Source organism: Hydrogenophaga sp. 5NK40-0174 (assembly GCF_040372165.1).
Classification (GTDB): domain Bacteria; phylum Pseudomonadota; class Gammaproteobacteria; order Burkholderiales; family Burkholderiaceae_C; genus Hydrogenophaga.
In genome coordinates this window covers 745,285-761,026 of record NZ_BAABWG010000001.1, presented here as the reverse complement: position 1 = coordinate 761,026, position 15,742 = coordinate 745,285, and the positions used below count along the sequence as shown (strand labels likewise).

General features: G+C 60.1%; 16 protein-coding genes. 1 reads left to right on the top strand and 15 read right to left on the bottom strand.

Annotated elements, in window-relative coordinates; all coding sequences use genetic code 11:
• Positions 1–239 precede the first annotated feature (239 nt).
• The 13 genes from ABWV89_RS03520 to ABWV89_RS03460 form a co-directional block, all read right to left on the bottom strand.
• Positions 240–2,174, bottom strand: coding sequence for a type IV secretory system conjugative DNA transfer family protein (locus ABWV89_RS03520; RefSeq protein ID WP_353394253.1), 1,935 nt, complete (start codon positions 2,172–2,174; stop codon positions 240–242).
• A 100-nt stretch (positions 2,175–2,274) separates the two neighbouring features.
• Positions 2,275–3,417 (bottom strand): lysozyme inhibitor LprI family protein, encoded by a 1,143-nt coding sequence (locus ABWV89_RS03515; RefSeq protein ID WP_353394251.1) that lies wholly within the window; start codon positions 3,415–3,417, stop codon positions 2,275–2,277.
• A gap of 148 nt (positions 3,418–3,565) precedes the next feature.
• A complete protein-coding gene (locus tag ABWV89_RS03510) occupies positions 3,566–4,030 on the bottom strand; it encodes a hypothetical protein (protein ID WP_353394248.1) in 465 nt (154 codons plus the stop codon).
• 84 nt (positions 4,031–4,114) lie between these two features.
• Positions 4,115–4,576 (bottom strand): hypothetical protein, encoded by a 462-nt coding sequence (locus ABWV89_RS03505; protein ID WP_353394246.1) that lies wholly within the window; start codon positions 4,574–4,576, stop codon positions 4,115–4,117.
• Between the two features lie 46 nt (positions 4,577–4,622).
• Complete coding sequence (gene virB11, locus ABWV89_RS03500) at positions 4,623–5,672, bottom strand: P-type DNA transfer ATPase VirB11 (protein ID WP_353394244.1); 1,050 nt, start codon at positions 5,670–5,672, stop codon at positions 4,623–4,625.
• A 64-nt stretch (positions 5,673–5,736) separates the two neighbouring features.
• A complete protein-coding gene (locus ABWV89_RS03495; RefSeq protein WP_353394242.1) occupies positions 5,737–6,837 on the bottom strand; it encodes a TrbI/VirB10 family protein in 1,101 nt (366 codons plus the stop codon).
• Positions 6,837–7,751: a TrbG/VirB9 family P-type conjugative transfer protein gene (locus tag ABWV89_RS03490; protein WP_353394239.1), complete on the bottom strand. Its 915-nt coding sequence runs from the start codon at positions 7,749–7,751 to the stop codon at positions 6,837–6,839. Before ABWV89_RS03490 ends, ABWV89_RS03495 begins: the two co-directional genes overlap by 1 nt.
• A 17-nt stretch (positions 7,752–7,768) precedes the next feature.
• A complete protein-coding gene (locus tag ABWV89_RS03485; protein WP_353395156.1) occupies positions 7,769–8,659 on the bottom strand; it encodes a VirB8 family type IV secretion system protein in 891 nt (296 codons plus the stop codon).
• 125 nt (positions 8,660–8,784) lie between these two features.
• The gene (locus ABWV89_RS03480; protein WP_353394237.1) at positions 8,785–9,681 is read right to left on the bottom strand and encodes a hypothetical protein; all 897 of its coding nucleotides are present in this window, start codon (positions 9,679–9,681) and stop codon (positions 8,785–8,787) included.
• Between the two features lie 63 nt (positions 9,682–9,744).
• Complete coding sequence (locus ABWV89_RS03475; protein ID WP_353394236.1) at positions 9,745–11,376, bottom strand: type IV secretion system protein; 1,632 nt, start codon at positions 11,374–11,376, stop codon at positions 9,745–9,747.
• Positions 11,367–11,537, bottom strand: a complete 171-nt coding sequence (locus ABWV89_RS03470) for a hypothetical protein (protein ID WP_353394234.1) — start codon at positions 11,535–11,537, stop codon at positions 11,367–11,369. The genes ABWV89_RS03475 and ABWV89_RS03470 overlap by 10 nt, the downstream gene beginning before the upstream one ends.
• A gap of 91 nt (positions 11,538–11,628) precedes the next feature.
• Complete coding sequence (locus tag ABWV89_RS03465; RefSeq protein ID WP_353394232.1) at positions 11,629–12,324, bottom strand: TrbJ/VirB5 family protein; 696 nt, start codon at positions 12,322–12,324, stop codon at positions 11,629–11,631.
• 32 nt (positions 12,325–12,356) lie between these two features.
• On the bottom strand, positions 12,357–12,794 hold the full coding sequence (locus ABWV89_RS03460) for a hypothetical protein (RefSeq protein ID WP_353394231.1): 438 nt from the start codon (positions 12,792–12,794) through the stop codon (positions 12,357–12,359).
• Between the two features lie 35 nt (positions 12,795–12,829).
• Here ABWV89_RS03460 and ABWV89_RS03455 point away from each other — a divergent pair, with 35 nt between their 5' ends.
• Positions 12,830–13,015, top strand: coding sequence for a hypothetical protein (locus ABWV89_RS03455; protein ID WP_353394228.1), 186 nt, complete (start codon positions 12,830–12,832; stop codon positions 13,013–13,015).
• Positions 13,016–13,746: 731 nt separating this feature from the next.
• Here the strand turns inward: ABWV89_RS03455 and ABWV89_RS03450 are convergent.
• Complete coding sequence (locus ABWV89_RS03450) at positions 13,747–14,835, bottom strand: hypothetical protein (protein WP_353394226.1); 1,089 nt, start codon at positions 14,833–14,835, stop codon at positions 13,747–13,749.
• 2 nt (positions 14,836–14,837) lie between these two features.
• Positions 14,838–15,728 carry an SEL1-like repeat protein gene (locus tag ABWV89_RS03445; protein ID WP_353394224.1) on the bottom strand — a complete coding sequence of 297 codons (891 nt, stop codon included), beginning with the start codon at positions 15,726–15,728 and terminating at the stop codon, positions 14,838–14,840.
• Positions 15,729–15,742 lie beyond the last annotated feature (14 nt).

The following is a 15,742-nucleotide window of genomic DNA, read 5'->3' as shown; positions in this document are numbered from 1 at the left end:
GAAAGACTGCTCCTGGGGGAATCTTGAAAGGAGTTGGTTCGACGGCTCAGGCTCAAACTACCCGGCGCGTCGTTGAGTCCTGCCGCGTGCGGGCGGCGTTGATCGTTCGGTTCAGGCACCATGGTTCGCTCTCCAGTACTCGTTGTCCAAGCTTGTTCGACCAGATAGGTCATGAATGAATCTGCTGCTCCGCGTCTGAAGAAGCCGGCCACGCCGGCGCTGGCTAACACCTCTGAGGGTCAACGTCGATCCAGTTTACCCAGAACGTCACTGAACTCTTCCTGGATTCCCGCCAGTCCCGTGTACTCTTTGGGAGGTGCCGCAGTGGCGGTCGGAGCAGGCGCTGATGCCGGTCGGGCTGAAGCCGCCACAGCGCTGCTCGCAGCGGCCAGCCCTGCCCTGCCCGTGTTCATGCCGCCAGCAGTGGCTGGCGCGGCTGTGCTTCGCCGCTTGGGAAAGCCGGTCGGCGCTGAGGCGCTGCCTCCCGGCAGCTTGAGCTTGGGCACCGTCAGTTTGGGCTCCAGCCGAACTGTGAAATCCTTGTCCTGGTAGTAGCGAATCTTGTCGGCCATGACCGGGTGGGCCATGCCTTCGACCATCAGGATCTCCTTGTTGTCTCCCATCGCCTTGAGCTCCTGCGGCAGCATCAGCGCCCTGCGCTCTTCTGCGGTGCTCTTGGTCACACTCTTTTCGCGCCCGCGGTTGCGGCTGATACTGTCCTTCTTCACGCCCACATAGCCCAGCATTTCACTGTATTCGTTGGCGTCGCGCTGTTCACGTGGCGCATAGAGAATCTGCAAGGCATGGTTGGTGATCAGGGTCCGCGCCACCTCGGGGCCATAGGTCGACTCCAGCTGAGACAGACTCTGGATGATGGGCAGCAAGCGCATGTTGTAGCCAGCCATGAAGCTCACTGCGCTTGCAATGATGTCCACCCGGCCGATGCTGGTGAACTCGTCCATGAGCAGCAGGCACTGGTGCTTGAGCTCGGGGTTGGCCTGCGGCAACTCCTTGACGTTCTGGTTGATGAGCTGACTGAAGAACAGATTGAGAATCAGGCGGCTTTCGGCCAGCTTGTTGGGCTGAATTGCCACATAGATCGTCATCTTCCGCTTGCGCACATCGCGCAGATCGAAATCGTTGCCACTGGTGGCAGCGTCCACTACAGGGTTCAGCCAGGGGTTCAAAGGCTCCTTGAACGTGCCCATGATGGAGGCAAAGGTTTCCTTGGCCTGGCCTTGCAAGGTGGCGAAGGCGGACCGTGCACTCTGGCTCAGGTGCGGCCAGCTGGCCAGCTCGTTGAGGTACTCCCGGAAGTCCTGCCCGGGCCTGCCGGAAGCCAGCCTGAACAGGCTGCCAATCGTGGGCGTCTCCGCGGCTTCCGGGCCAAAGTTCTTTGTCAGGTATTCGGCTTGCTCAAAACCGTACAAGGCAAATGCCACAAAAGCGTTCTGAGCCTGGTTGGACCAGAACGGGTCTTTGGCGCCTTCATGCACCGGATACAGCATGGCGGCAATGCTCTGCACGTCGCTCACCCGGAAATGGGGGTCGTCCGAGACATAGCTCAGCGGGTTCCAGCGGTGTGTGCGCAGGTCTTCGGCAAACGGGTTGAACAGGAAAACGTCCTGCCCATACTTGGCTCGGAAGCCACTGGTGAGGTCGAAGTTTTCCTGCTTGATGTCCAGCACCACCACAGAGCCCTGGTAGCTCAGCAGGTTGGGGATGACAATGCCGACACCCTTGCCCGACCGGGTCGGGGCAGCCAGCAACGCGAACTGCTGGCCATTGAAGTAGATGTACTTGCCGTTCTTGCGGCCGACCACCAGTGCGGTGTCGTCCGGGTCGAGCATTTTCTTCTTCTTCAGGTCAGCCAGCGTGGCAAACCGGGCATCGCCATAGATGTTCTGCTTTCGGTTGATCAGCGCCCACAGCGCGCCCGCGGCGAAGATCAGAAGCGGAACACCAAAGCCGACAAGTCCACTGTTGCGGATGGTTCGGCCAAAGGCCGCACTGTCGCCGTGTGCCCACCAGTAGCGGGCATACGTCGTCAGGCCCAGATCGTCGGTCGCCATGTCCAGCCGCCACAGCATGATCAGGCCGCTGAACCAGGCGCCGAACAGCAGCGCCACCACCAGTGCGAACACTGCCAGGGTCCACTTGAGCTTTGCGTTCACGGTGTCACTCCTTGGAGCGAAGAGCATGCGTACCCGGCAGGCTCTCCCTCGATTCGACGCGCATTGTCACGCTGTGACCCATCGCTTTCACGTCCAGGTCTTACTGCTTGGCCACAGCCTTGTCGGCATCTGCAGGCTCAGCAGCGGTTGCAGCTGCTGCCTCGGGCGCTGCTTCAGCGGCGGGCTTCGCAGTCGCCTCTTCACCGGCATCATCGGCCGCCATCGTCTCTGCCAGGCGGGCATTGCGCAAACGGTACTCGTGCAGCTGAGCGACCGACAGGTCATAGCGGCACGCTTCGATCGCTGAGTCAAACAGCTTGCGATCAAACCCCTGCTCGCGCACATAGGCGTTGCATCGCGCATCGCGGTAGCGCAGCCATGCGCGATGCTCCACATTGGTGTTGCGCACAAAGCGCGCAGCATACTGCTTGTTCTTGCTCTCCGTCAGCACGCCCTGGTAAGACTTGCCATAGGTTTGAAGTTCACCCTTGAGCGTCTTCTCCAAAGCCATGCGGGACTTGCGGCAAGCCTTGGCATCAGGGGTTGCACCTGCACAGCCGGCATCGGCATCGAGCACGTCGTCAGCCGACAGCGGAGCGATCTGAGCCACCCACTGGCCTGTCTGCTTCGAGTAGCAGAAGTTCTGGCGATCGGCAGCACCCTCCGCTGTGAGCGCGCGAGTGACCTGAACACAGCCGGGCGCGGCGCGAGAAATCTCACCCAGGCCGGAGAGTTTGCCAACCGGCGCAAAACGCTCGGCCTTGCTGTCGTACTCGTACAGGCTCATGACCGTCACGCCGTTGGTCATGCGATGCGGCACCATGAAGTCCTGCCAGCCATCGTTGTTCAGATCGCCAAACTGCATCCAGCCCTGGCGGTCGAGCGCGCTGCGTGGCAATTCAAAGTTGTGGGCAATGGCCTGCACCTCTTTGCCATCCTGCGTCACGACGATGAAGCCGGCGCCGAAATGCTTGGAGCTGGCGGTGCCAGCACCATCGCCGAAGACGAAGTCGAAGTGATAGGTCACGGCGTCAGACGCCACATTGACCTTCTGGGGCTCCAGACCTTTCGTGGGCTCGGCTGGCGCCACATTGGCCTGCATGCCGGGCAGGGATACGCATCCGCCCAGCACGCCCAGCGCCAGAACCACGCCCCCCATACGAAGAGAAGCGCTGGCACGTGAAGCTGTTTTGCGCAGCGAGGATGCTGCCCTGGTTGGTGTCATGTCTTGCATGGCTGTCATGTCCTTTCTCATTTCCCCAATCTTTAAACTGGCGTTCAATTTCAAGTTCGATCTCTATCGATATTTCTAGCGCCATCTCTGGCGCTATCTCTGGCGCTATCCCGGTCTTCTTCCCAGCCTCAGTCTCGGTCCGGCCAGCATTGCGCTATCAGGTCGCACCGCCTTCGGCACCACTGCTGCCGCCAGCCGACCCACCCGAGGCCATTTGCATGGCCGGCCCGGCGCTCTGTTTGGATACGCCGGGGACGGCGGGCGCCTTGCCCTGCGCATGCACCATGGCTTGATTCAGGTGCTCATGTGCACTCGACGAAAAGGCCTCGCCGACCGCAAAATCCCACATCACCCCCACCGTGTCCCGCATGCCCACGCGCTGGCCGTCCAGGCTCACCCCCATCCATGCCACGCCGGGCCCCATGTGCTTTTCCATGGCCACCCGCACCGCATAGGCCTGCACCTGCTCCACCATGGACGGTTCCATTTCATGCGCCATCAGCGCCGCGCCCAGACGATCCTCCGCATGGGCCTGAAACAGCCCCGGGATCCCGGCCAGGACCGGCAGAGGCTCAGGCAGCACATCGGGCACCGGCGCAGGCATCTCTGGCGAGCCAGGCATGGCTGCACCAGAGTCAGGGAATGCCGGAGCCTCTTCCATAATGTGAGCGGAGTCAGTGATATCAGCCAGTCAGCGCAACCTGGCTCAGATGCAGCGCACGAACACGTCCGTGTTCATGGTGTCCTTGCCATCCACCACCACCGGTGTTGACCAGTACAGCTTTCCATTGCGGGTCGAGAGGCCGAAGCTCTTGAGCTCTTTGGCTGCTTCGTACGGAAACACGTCGCTGAGCGCCTGCATGCGCCAGGCTGCAGCCGTCGCAGGCTCCACCTTGGTGACAAACAGGATCTCGTCTTCATGCGCTTCCCTGAGCTTCATGATCTGCACGTCGGAAACAACAATCGCACCCGGTACATGCTCACCGTTCTGGCGCAGCTTGTAGGTCAGGCACAGGTGCTGGCCCATGTCGCTGTCCTCGAACCAGATTCCACGCAGTGGCGTGGGCGTCAGCACCTTGCCTGCGGCCAGAGCCGTCGAGAGGGTCACAGCAGACAGGCTCGCCACCAGAAGGGCTGAACGAACGAAAAGTGATTTCAAAATTTTCATCAGGTTCTTTCTTGTGCCAGCCATTTGGGGCAGGCATGCCAACGCATCAGGTGGCACTCAGGCGCATCCTGCGCACCGGATCAAAATCAATGCCGGTGATGTACCGCTTGCCTGCATGGGCCTTGATGTGCACCACCACATCAATGGTGAGCAGCAGCAGGCGCTTGATCTCCGGAAACGCGAGGCCCGAGCCTTCGGGAGATGCTTTCACCATCAGAGCCATCTGATCCCAGGTCTGGTCGCAGCTGCCCGCGTGGCAGCTGGTGATGGAGCCCGGGTGACCGGATGCGCAATTGCGGATGTAGTAGAAGGATTCGTCACCCCGGATCTCGGCGAGGATGATGCGGTCGGGCTTCATCCGGAGACAGGCCTCCATGCAACCCTTGGCAGTGACGTTGGCAGCCCCCTGCCCCCCACGCGAATAGATCAGGTGCACAGCATTGGGCTGGTCAATGAACAGTTCGCGCGCATCCTCAATGGTGATCAGCCGCTCATCCTGCGGAATGTGCGTGACCAGAGACTTCATGAACGTCGTCTTGCCGCTGCCGGTGGCGCCGCTGACCACAATGTTCTTCTTGTAGTGCACCGCCTTGCTGAAAAAGCCATGGAAGTCGCGAGCCTTCTTCAGCTCGAGCAACTCCTTGTCCATGTCCGTCAGCTCGTCGGTGTCGTCAAGGATCTCGTTGAAGAAGCCGTCTTCCTGGTACTGGTTGAGCGTTTTCGTCCAGCGCGATGGGAGGCGAATGGTGATGGACGCCGTGTCCGCGGGCACCGCGGGCGGCAAGACAAACTGCGCACGCTGACCGGTCGGAAAGGTCAGCGAGACCACCGGGTCGACCGACGTGATGCGCTGGCCGGTCTTGCTCTCGTTGACCACCGTGGTACAGAACTGCCGCGCCCGGTCGAAGGTGAGCTGCGGCACTTCCAGCCGCTGCCAGCCATGCACCGTTTCCAGGAACACCTCCCCTGGCCGGTTGATGCAGATCTCGGTCACCTCAGGGTTGTTGAGGTACTCCGTGATGCCCAGCACGTGGTACTGGTACTCAAGGAACTCGGTCGAGATATTGGCGATCGGTTCAGCGATTTCCTCGATCAAACCCCTGACTCCCTCATACCCGGACCGGTTCCCTTGTACATGTTCTTGGCTGGCGCGCGGTGTGTCACTGCAACACCGTGGAGAAGTCGACGTCCCGCGCGGTGAAGATATTGATCACCGTACCGTTCATGACCGTCACAGTGGCCTTGCGGTTGGCAGAGCGGGCCAGCATCTGGGTGGCGGCTGCCTGCGCAGTGTCGGCCGTGCGCGACTTCCACGGATCGTAGGTCTGCGCCACGTAGCCGTTACCGTACACCGTGCTCGACTGGCCCTTGATGTCATTCTTCTCGGCAATCTTCTGCGACGCCACATCGATGGTGTCGGCCAGCAAGCTCACCAGCATGGCCGAACCGATACGCTCGCCCCAATGGCCGTCGTACTCGCCGGGAACGCCAGCGCCGCCCAGAGTGTCGGTGCCAGCGCTGTCAATGCGAACATCCAGGCCGGTGGTGGTGAGAATCCGCGTCCAGACAATGCCGATGCGGTCGTAGTTCTCGTCCACATACTTGTACTCGCCCGTGACCTTGGAGCCCTTGTCGATCAGGAGTCGTCGGCCGTTGGTGGAGTAGATGGGTTCCGTGACCACGCAGGACGTCATGCCCGGCAAGGTAGAGACCACACGGGTCTGCAGCGCGCAGCGGATGAAGGTGCCACGGGTGAGCATCATGTCGGCATTGGCCATGACTTGCACCGCGCCACGCTTCACAGACGAGAACTCGTCTTCGAAGAAACGGTTCTCGGTGTTGCGCCCTTCGGTCTCCGGGATCAGGTTGTTCTGGCTCGCCATGCGACGCATGAGCAGGTCGTCCGGCTTTTCCGGTCCGGCTGGCTTGGGCACTGGAGGCGGCTTGATGGCCGCCATCTGCACGGGAGGCTCGGCCAGCATGGGCTCTTCCGGCAAACGCAGCACCGGCTTGTTCGGCACTTCCACGTCTTCGAACACCACCCGGTTCTTTTCCTTGTCGTCGGCGGAGAAAGCCACATTGGCAACCCACATGCTCATCGCCACCACACCGATGGCGACTGCACCGATGTAGCCCAGAGCCATCTTGTTGACGCCCCGGCCAACGCCGCTGTTCAGACGCGGCATGGTGTCATTCATTTGCGGCGCCGCTGCACCGTTCTGGTCAGGCATTTGCATGGCGTTGTTTCCGTTGTTCATCATCACTTGTTCCTCCGAAGGGCCACCACGTCTGCACCGAGGCGCATGACGATGTAGGGGTAGACCCCTTGCACGATCATCACGTCGCCTTCGCTGTGCTGGTTCACGATGTATTCCTCAGCCACCTCCCCGTTGCGGCCGAAAACCGCCGGGAAATTGGCCAGCTTGGGGAAATGGATATAGGTGAACTGGCCGTTGTCGTACACGCGAAGCGGAACGATCACGGATGCATCACCCAGAGAGCTGGCGTAGTCATAGTTCAGGTGATAGTCGCCTTGTGAGTCCAGTGCAGCAGCCGAAGGCGAAAGCACCTGATTGACCTGTTGTGCCTGGCTCCCCTGCTCGGGTTGCTCGCTCGGGTAGATGAAGCGCACCTTGTAGTACACGCCGGCCTTCTTGGCCTCGTCCAGCGTGCGCCACTTCGTCGCCGAGACCCGCAGGTCGATCAGGTACGAACGCATGTTGGTGCGGATGTACATATTGGTGTCCACATCCACGTTCTTGGGGCGGATGTAGAACACGTTGTCACGGCGCACCAGCTCCCAGCCATCGGTGAATCCGGTGCCGAAGTCCTTGATCTGCTCCTGTGGGCTGATCTCGATCTGGGTGGCGATGCCCAGGCCCGTGTTGACCCGCACCACCGCGTCGCGCCGGTACACCACTTCGCGCACTTCCTGCACTTGTGATTGCGCCTGCACGGAAGGCACGGCGGCGAACATGCCGAAAGCCATGAGCATGCCGGTCATGGCCTTGCTCGTTGCCCTCCAGATGCCGCGCCCGGCGGTGGATTTCCCGTGTTGCTGATCGTTGCCTTGCTGTTTGCCTTGCATCGTCACTTCCTGGCTGTTGCCGTTGTTGTTGCTTCTGCTTCTGCTGCTGTTGTTCGCGAGTCGCTTGCCTTGCTGCTGATTCGTCATTGCTTTGCCCTCCCCGCTCAGCGTGTGGACGGTGTCGGCGCCGCACCGGGAAGATCCGGCTGGCCGGATGCCTCATCAGTGCTGCTGGAAATGTCCGACCCCTCACCCCGGTTGAGCTGGCCGTCGCTTTCCTCGATCAGAGGCACGCCACCCGTCATTTCCTCGCGCTTGAAGGTCGGCGCGTTGAACTCGTCATCCACCTTGTAAGTCGTCACCTGGAAGCCCAGCGGGTTGCGCAGGCGCAGGTTTTCATTCATGCGCAGGTTGGTCTTGTATTCATAGTGCATGGTCGCCACATGGCTGCTCATGTACTTGCTCACACCCGAGCGCTTGTCGAACTGCCACTTCTCGAACCGGACGGTGGCGCCCGTGGGCCGGATGCGCTGTTCTTCGTTCAGCCCGTGGAACACGATGCTGTTGACCTTGACCCGAATGGCCTTGTCCCGGCCCCAGCGCTTGTCGGGCGAGTTGGGCGTGCCGTCAAACTGCTTGACGAACAACTGCTTGACGCGATCGTTCGACATGGCAGCCACGAATTCCCATTCATGCTCCTGAATGGTGTCCCAGTCATAGCCTTCACGCGCCTGCACAAAGCGCGCCACATGGCTGCGGTTGAGTGCCTCGCTGGCGTAGATACCAGTCATGGCCACGTTGTCGCGCAGATGCGAAATCGTGCTGGTGCTTCGCTTGAGGTCCACGGTCACCAGATAGGGGACCTTCTCCTTGAGCGGCAGCATGTACACAATGGCGCCGACCAGGGCAATGGTCACCACCAGAGAGCATGCCGCCACCCACCAGGCCAGGCGCTCGCTGCGCTTGACCATGGTGATCTGGGCCGTCTCGAAGTTCACCGATTTCTTGATGATCTCCTGATTGGCCTCTGAGAGGTCGCGTTTGAAAATGGGCATCTTGGTCACTACTTGGCTCACCTGTTCCCTGACTTAGATGGGCTGCTCATGCGGCCCGAATCAGTTGTTGTTGTTCTGTTTGGGGACTTGCTGTTCTTTCCTGTTCCTGGCCGTGGCTGGCCCGCTCACCAGATTTCCAGCGGGCGGGCGGGCTTGGCCGCCACTTTCTGGTCGGCTTCGGCCTTGGCCTTCGCAGCGGCGTTCGCTTCCGCCTTCGCAGCTTCAGCAGCATCTGCTGCAGCCCTGGCTTGCTCGGCTTCACGCTGAGCAGCCGCATCAGCAGCGGCAGCCTGCTCGGCCTTCTTCGCTTTCTCTGCCTTTTCCTTCTCTGCTTCTTCAGCAGCGCGGCGTGCCTTGGCAGCCTCTTCTTCCTCCAGGCGCTTCTCCTCGGCCGCTGCCTCACGCGCTTCGCGTTCTTCTTCAGCGCGCTCCGCGGCTTCTTCTGCCTTGCGCTTCTTGGCCATGGCCGCCTTGCGGCCCGGCAGCTCGGTCACCAGCATCTTCTTGCTGGAGAACAGGCGCACCCGAACAAACTGGTCGGCATACACCTTGCGCACCACGCGCAGCGCCTTGTTCAGGTTGTTTTCCTTCACATCGCGCAAGTCGCGCACCAGCGTGAGGTCGCTCGGGTACTGCCACTCGAGCTCACCACCGTTTTCATCCGCCCAGCGCTGCAGCATGGAACGCAGCGTCACATCGGTCGGCAGCATCTGGAACTTGTGCAACGCCTCTTCTTCCGCCAACGGAATCGCCTGCGGCGTGGTGTCGCGCGTGTTCACCGGTTTCCAGTTGGTGGGAATGGCCGGCGGGGGTGGCGGAGGCGGCGCCTGGGTGGCGCAACCCTGCAGAATGCCGCCGGTCAACGCCACCGCCAGCGCCATCGTGGCCACGCGGGCGCGGCGCGAAATCGAAGAAGAACGGCTGGTGTTGCTATTCGTGCTGGGGTTCATGGATTCGGTTCCCTGATGACTGTTGTCCATAGCGTTGCTGGCTGTGTTGTTCTTCATCTTGTGGTTCTTCATCTAGCTAGTTCTGCGCGTTCGGTCTCTGGTAGTGAGCAGCTCGGTACATGTACAGCACTACGCCTAAGAACCGTGTGGCTTAGCCCTGCGGTTATCACCGGTGAAGGACTCAACCGGTGGTTGATTTCCCAAGGTTCGCGCGCGGTCTGCAGGCGCACTGCCTCCCACCGTCGTGCCGCTATTGGTCTGGTCAATGGCCGCCGTGCTTGCTTGCACGCGGGAAAAATTGTCTGAGGCGTATCCACCTGTGGAGCGTGTTGCAGAGTACGACAACTGCGGGCGTTGTTCTCGCATCCCTTGATCAATCAACTGCTGTCTTGCTGCTCCTCGATCCGGATCATAGTTTTCTGTGAGCCGGTTAAGGAAAGGCCGCCGGCCGCCATCTGCATCGAAGCGGCTCGCTTGCCGCGTGATGGCGTCGTCCTGGGACATGACATTGCTGTTGGCGGCGTTGGCCAGATATTGCGCGTTCTGGCTGGCCAGGTTCACGGAGCCTCTCTCGCCCGGCGCACCGTTCATGCCTGCCATGCCCAACTGGGGGGCCGCGCTATAGCCGGGCGCACCTGCTGGGCCTGCCGCGCCGTTGGCACCTGCCGCGCCGCCTGCACCGCCGCGGGCCGCCATGCCAGCCATCGGGCTGTAGATGCCCGACAAGATACTCTGCGCATAGCCCATGGCCGAGCCAAACAACTGCATCACCACAGGCGGCACCGCGATGATCAGAACCGAGAACAAAGCCCCCATGGCGCCGAGGCGCGTCATCCCGGCGGCAACGTCCGCACGCGAAGCGCCGCCGGTGAGGATGATCAGCCCGCCCTCGGCCAGCGAGTTGCCGCCCGCCACGCTGGCTGCAGCGTTGAGCACGGACGACAGCACCACCAGGATGCCGTAGCGGAACGTCCCCTCAAGGGCGATCTTGGCCACGATGCACAGGAAAGCCATCGTCACAAACGTGCCGGCCACAAACTTCAACCAGCTCCAGAACATCTGCGAAGTGGATTTGAACAGCAGGAAAAACAGAAACAGCGGCGCCAGCATCATGCACACCGCAATGGCCACCTCGGAAATCATGACCAGAATGGAGGTCATGATCGGCGGGCCGGACTGCCCGGCAATCGCCAGCCAGTCAGACGTACCGCCCTGACGGTCGACCGAGCCACCCTGGATCATGTTGTCTTTGACCAGACTGAGAATCTGGCTCACGGCCATGTTCATGTCGATCAACTCCACCAGGTTGGCGTCGTCACCCGTGACAATGGCCGTGATGTCGTCTCGCCATTGGTACGCGGTATGAATCACCGTGTCGGTTTCACTGCTGATACCGACGATCAAGGTCATGACAACGACAATCTTGACACCCTGGGCCACCAGCATCATTGCAGGCTCTTTGCTGGTACCTGAGACGAGCTTGATGCCCGCCCAGACGATCCAGAGCGTGACAAAAACCACCGCCAACACCATGATCACGGTGGAAATGCGGCCGATCACTTCTCCCATCCAGAAGTCGATCATGGAGTCGTACAAGACGTAATTGCGGATCTCGCAATAGAACGCTGCGTCCGACAAGGCATTCGCGTACCGAGCGGGCATGAACGTGCTGGTCAGGTTCTGAATCGAACCCGCCAACATGTCACCCACAGCCAGCGCACCGCAGTCCGGCTTGTCAATGCCGAGATCATCAACCGTCAGAGCCATGCGAACTCCTTGCCTGTGCTCTCTGCCAGGCTGGCTGCATCAGGCTCCCGCCCCAGCAACACTGTGATCAATGCGGCCACTGTGGCGCGAAGACGATCGGCAGCCCCTGCAGCAGGGCTGCATTCGATGCTTGTCTTCGCTTTTGTCCTCAACTTGCTCATGATGCTGACGCTTGCTTTCCCTGATCGTTGTTCTGAACTAATGGCTGCGGAACGCTGTGTAGTGGTCTTGCTCTGACTCGCGCGCCTTACCTCAGAACAGTCCCAACGGATTGAACACCGGCGCCTTGGCGTCTGCCGCTTTCTCATCGTCACCGGCACCAATCTGCGCGTTTCTCGCTTCCTGCTGCTGCGTCTCGTACATCTTCTCGCGCTGCTTGTAACCATCCATCAGCACCTGCAGCTGCATGGCGTCGGTCTGCATCAAGGCCTGAAGACCTTGCAGTTCGAACTGGTAGCGGGCGAGCTGACCGGCGCTGTCATTTACGCCACGCGAGTCTTCAATCAGCGTCTTGATCTGCGACCGGCGCTCTTTGACGTTGTCGAAGATCACCTTGGCCTGGCGCAGCGTGTTCAGCCGCATGTTCCGCAGCCCAATACAAGCTTCGTAAAGCTGTTCGTTCGCTTTCTTGTCTCCGCAGGTGGGTTTGGTCTTGATGAACTTCTTCAGCTCTTCCTCAGACTCGAAGCCACCTTTCTCCAGGGCAAAGAAATCTTCGTCCAGCAACTTGAGCTTGAGATCGTCGTTCTCGGTGTAGGCCTTGAAGCTTCCTCCAAGGTTGGCTTTATCTCCTCCGAGCTCCCTTGTATTGTTGATTTGCTCGAGCTTTAGGTTGGCTTCGTGGTCGTACACTGCCCACTGAGCATGCGCGGGGGACGACAAACTGGCGAGTGCGCAACAATAAACCAGACCAGCCAGACTGAACAGATAGTGCATAGCTTTATTCATGTTCCCACCTATTTCCGCTTCCCCACCTGGTTTCACAACAAGCTTCGTGAGACGGTAGGCCCATTGGTAGGATTGAACTCGATACCTTTAGCCTCGCGATTGTTCTCACCTTCCGTTCCATAGGACACCCAGAGCCTTCCTTCGGAGTTCGTCCACACCTGCGATGAGTCTTTGTCAACGTCGTTGGGCGGGCCCCCAACCATTTTTTCAACGTCAGCACTTCGAACGCCTACACCGGCCGGCAAGTTGTCATAGGTGTACTTCAACCGATAGCCATTCGTCCCATCGTTCGAATCCGTCACATCCAGCGGATCGCTTCCACCGCCACACGCGGCCAGCACCGCACTCGCCGCACCGGCCAACACTACATGGCCAAAGAAACGGCGACGGCTGGCGATGGTGGTGGTGGTGACGGCATCGACTGCCGAGCTGTTGAGGTCAAGCTTCTTGGCGCTGTTGCGTTCGGACATGGAGTCGGTTCCTTTGAGCGGTGACAAGTCAGTGAATGAAAAAGATGAAGAACGAGAAAAACAATGCAAGCAATAAAGACAACCAGGAGTCGAGCGCCCTGTGGCGGATCTTCTCTTTCGGCACTCGCCGGCTGGTGTTCGCTTCGCTACCGGGTGCGCCGTTCAACTTGGTTTGTTTTGGTTTGGCTTGGTTTGACCTGCGAAGAGCTGCCGAGTCCTGAGCGCTGGCGCACAAACAACAAAGAAGGGACGCAGGCTCAACACAAAGACAACACGAGGCCATCCGAAACCAACCGAAGCCAAACCAAACCGAGGTGACGGCAACGATGACGAAGACGATGAAAAATGAAAGTTGGCAATTTTTGGCCCGGTACACACCGCGCCTGAGACCACGCCCTCCCCGACGTTGATTGGTCAAATCTTCAATTTTTCGGACCCGGGGACCTTGTGTTGCCGAACCGGCATGCACCCTCCGCCCAGGTGAATCGATGCGCCGCCCACATGGCCTTCGTACGCATTCACCCACTGGTTCAAAGCACATGCCACGATGCTCGTCACACCGGGCGAACCCCGAAATCTCACGACCTACTTTCTGCACGGCCATTGCCCTGAAAACAGGTACCTAAGCAGTAGTATTTCGTTGTTCGTGCATTTTCTCACAGACTAGACGCAAAGGCCGCGCCCACCCTGTCAAAATTGCCAAAATCTATACACAAATTTGTTACATACTGCGACCAGGCCAGCATGCATAAGGCTTAAGCCCTGTGGCAAAACCGTCAAATCCGGGGCTCCGGACCGCAAATACTCGCTTTCGGGCCGTCAAACGCCTTGTTCTTGGCTCGTTCTTGGCTCGTTTTTGAGCCTTGCCTTGCCTCGCCAGGGGCGGCCTGTTTCGTTAGCCAGAGGGTTCGGCGGCAGACCGATGGCTCAGGAATGAGCTGCCGCCATCACATCAGCCCAAAGACAAAGCGCCATGGCTGTAGTCGTTGCCGTGCTCGGCGGCTGCCGGGGTGAGCGCCCTCTGGTGCGCCGACATCTCCCGCTGGTCTTCGGCCTGCACCGCCTCGCTCAGCAGTGCGTGCCCGGCTGGGTCGTTGGCCGCCGCTTGCATCAGGCGATCAAACTGAGCCTCCTGCCCTGGCATGCTGGCCGCTGCCAGGGTCTGGTCGAGCCAGGTGTCGAGATTGCCGAAGCTGCCGAACTCCCCCGGGGCAGCGGCCAGAGCAGGTGAATCTTCAGCCGTTGCAGCACCATGCACATCGACCTTGCGGCGGCCGCGATAGATCGGGTCGCAAATCGTGCTCGCGGGGTCGCTGGCATTGATGGCGTTCCCCACTGCATCGTCAAAGACAGTGGCCCCAGGGCCACCACCGGGTGCCGGCATCATCTTCGCGCCGGCCAGGCCAAGCACCGCACCCACAGTGGATTTGCACAGAAGCCGGTTTTGCTCAGGCGTCAGCGGGCCGTTCTTCACAATGTCCGCAGCTGTGTCCACATAATCGCCGGCAAATTCTTTTGCCCATTCTTTGGCCGAATGCACGTGCCCTTGCACTGTCTCGCGCCGCTCAACAGCGCCGTCGACATGGTGCGTCTCGGTGGGCGTGTTCACGGGCGCAAGGTGAACGTGCTTGAGACCATGTTCCGTCTTGAACATCTGAAACTCGCCTGCCAGCGCCCAGTTTTTGTCCCGGCTGTGCTCCAGTGCCAAGCGGTCGTAACCCGGCAGCTCTCTGACGGTGCCGGTACGACGGTCGTAGCCCGCTCCGTTCTTGAGTTGCTGATCGTACTGGTCGCCCTTGGCCCAGTATTCCTTGTCTTTGTCCAGAAAGTCGTTGTAGGCCTTGGCGGCTTTGAGCTCTTCCAGGGCGGCGGCTGTGGCTTGGGGGGCGAGTGACGGATCATCTTGAACTGCTCGCGTCAGATCTCGTTGGGTAGCGGTTGCCCCTCTCAAAGCAGACTGCAAAGCCCCTACCTCTCCAGCCCACCCCTCTTTGATCGCATCAAAGTTGGCAGGCAACGAGCTGCTTCGTGTTTCTGACATACTCACTCGCCCTTCCCTAGATCAACACAATCTTGCAAGTTGGGCTCCCATGCTGCCAGCTCGCTTAAAGTCTCCCTGTTGTGCTCGTACAGGCTATTTGACTGCTTTCGCATCATGCGGGCGATTTCATCGATGGGGTCTCGGAAGTAGAAACGGTCTTCCATCACCATCCAGCAATACAGTCGCTTCACGTTGGCGTCATCCTCGAAGCCCTTTGATTTGTAGAAAAGGATAAGACTGCCAACTCCGTGCGCGTAACCGGCCTTCCGACCCCGAAAAATCAACTCCAGGCCGCGAGCTGTGTCCTTCGTGTAGCCAACCCCGCGTAGTGTTCGACCACCCAAAGAAATCAAACACTCTGGGTGCCCCAGCTCCGCGCCACGCTCCAGCCACTTCCTGGCCGTGGCTTCGTACTGCTTCCAGTCGAGCTGAGCGGCCGTGACGTTCACCAAACGGTCAATCAAACACATGGCGCCCGCATCGCCCTGCTCTGCCAGCACCTCCAGACGCTTGATCGCAGGCGTGAGTTCGTGCGCCTTGCCTGTGCGCGGCTCCAGCACGGTGAGTGTGATGTGCGCCAGCTCCAGCCCTTCATCGGCCATGGCCTGCCAGCGTTGTTCCCGGGCAGCAATGCCGGCTTGGTCCGGGTACTGGCGGCTGCCCATGTTCCACACCTGAAGCTCGCTGAAGAGTTCCTGCTCCAGCGCTGCACGGCGCTCGGCACTCAGTTGGGCTACCTTGCTGGCGTCAAACGCCTTGACGCCAGGGCGCAGCGGCAGTGGCGTTGACTCCGGCTGCCGTGAGGTGCAAGCAGTAACAGCCAGCAACACGACAATGAACAACAGTTCGATAGCCTTCAACTCTCCCACCTTTCCGCAGCGAAGCGATCGCATCTAACGAGGCCTGT